Genomic DNA, 2,957 nt, shown 5'->3' on the forward strand with positions numbered 1-2,957 from the left:
ACCATTAAGTTTATGGCTCTGGAGCAATTCCACATAGCAGCCCGCCCTTAGAAGGAATCTTTTTACCAGATTTCCTATAGAAAGAGCTATATCACACTCCCGGAAATTAAAGAAATTGTGTACTGCACCGGGGTCCGGCTCACCATTGGCCGCGTGGCCCGGATTTATAAATACTTTCATATGATACCTCCAAAATATATATCAAGCCCCCGGATATAAAGCCATAATTGGTGTATTTATTAGTATTTTATGGTATATTGGTCGCAGGACAAAATTTATGGAGGCTTACAAAAGTTATGATGAGTTTTGGTGAGAAGTTAAAGAGTCTAAGAGTAGATGTCAAGAGGCTTACTCTGGCGGAAGCTGCCAATCAGCTGAATGTTCCCAGGTCTAACCTGAATAATTGGGAGCGGGGGATAGCAAAGCCTTCACTGGAAACATTGGGTAAATTGGCCATCTTTTACAACACCACCGTTGATTATCTTGTAGGTCTGGACAAGAACCGGCAAAGTGAAACCATGGTATTGTATGAAGCGCTGCCGGAAATTTATCGGAAACGGGTTGATGATTTGGTCCGGGACTATACCGAGCTGGCGCGGTTAAAGAAACTGTAATCGCCCTACTATTACTAGTCTTATATAGTTTTGTATTATCTTATCTTATATTAGACAGCCACAGTCCTTGATATATCTGTGTTTTACACCATGCTGTGGTCAATATATGTCCGCAGGATTACCCACAGGGTTATCTGCAGGCCTACCCACAGGCTATACCACAGCCTTTACCACAGGCTGGCTTCTGCAAGGCAGTTATTAACACGATACCCACAGATTATTAACAAAAAAGCGGTACTTATACACAATATTTCCAAAGTTATCCCCATACAAATATCATCTGAATGAAAGATGTGGTGTATGGGTATTTATGTCCCCCGTTTCTAGTAATTTATGGTACGCGACTGGGAATAATGGTTTATAATTTAGTCAAAGGAGGACAAAAAAATGGCAAGACGAATAAGCAGGGGGAATTTTGACGGAACAGTATATTATCACGCTAGGCGGGGAGAATGGCTAACCCAAATTACACTGGCGTATGATCCTACAACCGGGAAAAGGAAAAGGCGAACCCGTTATTCTAAAACCAAGCGGGAAGCCCTGCAGCAGCTGGAAGAATTAAAAGAGCTGTACGCCCACAATATTCATTTTGACGCAGACAAAATTACCGTCAGGGATTGGTTTATAAAATGGTTCGAAACCTATAAGATTCCCAAGCTCCGGGAAAACACCCAGGCATCATATCAGCGGATTTTAGATATATGCATTGAAGCCATTGGCTATATGAAGCTGGAGAAAGTGCAACCTTCCGATTTGCAATACATCATTTACCATAAAATAGGAACGGACCACTACCGTACCTGCCAGTATTTCCGTACAGTTATAAAGCAGGCCTTTGACAGGGCAGTGGTAGAGCATTTACTAATTGAGTCTCCGGCTGATCATTTGGAGTTGCCGCCAAAACCACCGAAAAAGAAGTTTGTCAAACCAACCAAGGAGACCTGGCAGACCCTGCTGGATGCAGATGTGGGCTTTTACGGTTGGCAGATGATTATTTTAACGGTTATGGTAACCGGGATGCGGCGCAGTGAAATTTTGGCCCTGACCTGGGACAGCTTTCATATTGAGCGGGATAAAAATGAACGAATTGTGTGCGGCTCCGTTACTATTGACAAGGCTATGGGCATTGGTAATGTAAACCCGGAAACGGGGCGGCGCAATGTATATGTGGGGCGGACCAAGAGCGAAAGCGGTATAAGGACTCTGCCGCTGCCGATATCCTATATCAAGGAGCTGATGGTCTACAGAAAGAAGCAGAATATAATGCGGCTGGCCTCCAAGACCTGGGAACACCCGGAAATGCTCTTTACCACCAATGATGGCCGGTATTATAACCCGGATGTATTCTCCAGCCTCTATTCAAGGGTATGCCGGGAAAATGGCATCAAGACCACATTCCACATGCTGCGCCATGATTTTGCCACCAGCATGAACTCCAGTCATGAGTTTAATTTCAAGGATATTCAGAACCAGCTGGGCCACAGCAACATTCAAATCACACTGGATACTTATACACATATGGAGGAAAAAGACCTTCAAAAAGTGGGCAATTGGGTGGATGAAAGATATGCATATATTGTTGAAAGTGGAAAATGATATGACTGTCAAATGACTGTCACACGGACAAAATTTATAAAACTGCACAAAAAATAAAAAAGGATAACATAGAATAGAGCGTTGAAAGCACTGGGTTTCAACGCTCTAAGAAAATTATGCAACGATATGAGGGGATTATAAATACGCCTCAAAATCTGCCGTATGCAAATACGTGCCGGTTCGAGTCCGGCCTTCGGCACCACTTGAAAATCAAGGCTTCCAGAGGTTTTGGAAGTCTTTTCTTTTTTGCATAAAAGAGGGTATTTGTCTGCAATTTGACTGCAACCAGAAAAATACAGGAAAAAAACATACATCTTGATAGGAGATTTTTTTCATTTTAAGAATAAAAAATAGCTGCAACGATTTTTCGTCGCAGCTATTTTTTAATGAAGTTGTTCCTTTCGAATTTCAAGCAGCAGCTGGTCAATTTATCGCAGAATTTATGATGTCTAACGAAACTGCTAAAAAAATTAACTGAACAAATTTTAATAGTTCTAATTTACCTAAAGTCGCGGACAAAGTATGGTGGTCAGATGGTTTTGCTTTAGCGTTAAGAGATGAAATATTTGAAAAGGTCAGCAAAAAACATTAGCGTCAGTCATAAGGCTGACGCTTTTAACCAAAACGACCCGCCAAATTTGAGGTGCACCCCATTCTTTAGACAAAAATAATGTAATGGAGGTGCATTTTTTGCGAATAAAATATTCTTACGAGGATAAACTGAAGGCAGTACGTCGAATTATTGAT

The 2,957-nt window shown here is 41.7% G+C and carries 2 protein-coding genes and 1 pseudogene; 2 read left to right on the forward strand and 1 reads right to left on the reverse strand.

Annotated elements, in window-relative coordinates:
• Positions 1-180: pseudogene (locus QZV24_RS10230) on the reverse strand (N-acetylmuramoyl-L-alanine amidase); the annotation flags it as partial.
• Positions 181-296: 116 nt separating this feature from the next.
• Between QZV24_RS10230 and QZV24_RS10235 the strand changes: the two are divergent.
• Both QZV24_RS10235 and QZV24_RS10240 read left to right on the forward strand, forming a co-directional pair.
• Positions 297-614, forward strand: coding sequence for a helix-turn-helix domain-containing protein (locus QZV24_RS10235; RefSeq protein ID WP_294523515.1), 318 nt, complete (start codon positions 297-299; stop codon positions 612-614).
• Positions 615-1,001: 387 nt separating this feature from the next.
• Entirely contained in the window at positions 1,002-2,210 is a 1,209-nt protein-coding gene (locus tag QZV24_RS10240) for a site-specific integrase (protein ID WP_294523517.1), read from the forward strand.
• Positions 2,211-2,957: the final 747 nt, after the last annotated feature.

Source organism: uncultured Anaerovibrio sp., assembly GCA_902786545.1.
In the GTDB taxonomy this organism is placed as follows: domain Bacteria; phylum Bacillota; class Negativicutes; order Selenomonadales; family Selenomonadaceae; genus Anaerovibrio.

Coding starts and splice junctions, on each gene's coding strand:
- QZV24_RS10235 (WP_294523515.1), top strand. CDS start 297: ATGATGAGTTTTGGTGAGAAGTTAAAGAGTCTAAGAGTAGATGTCAAG.
- QZV24_RS10240 (WP_294523517.1), top strand. CDS start 1,002: ATGGCAAGACGAATAAGCAGGGGGAATTTTGACGGAACAGTATATTAT.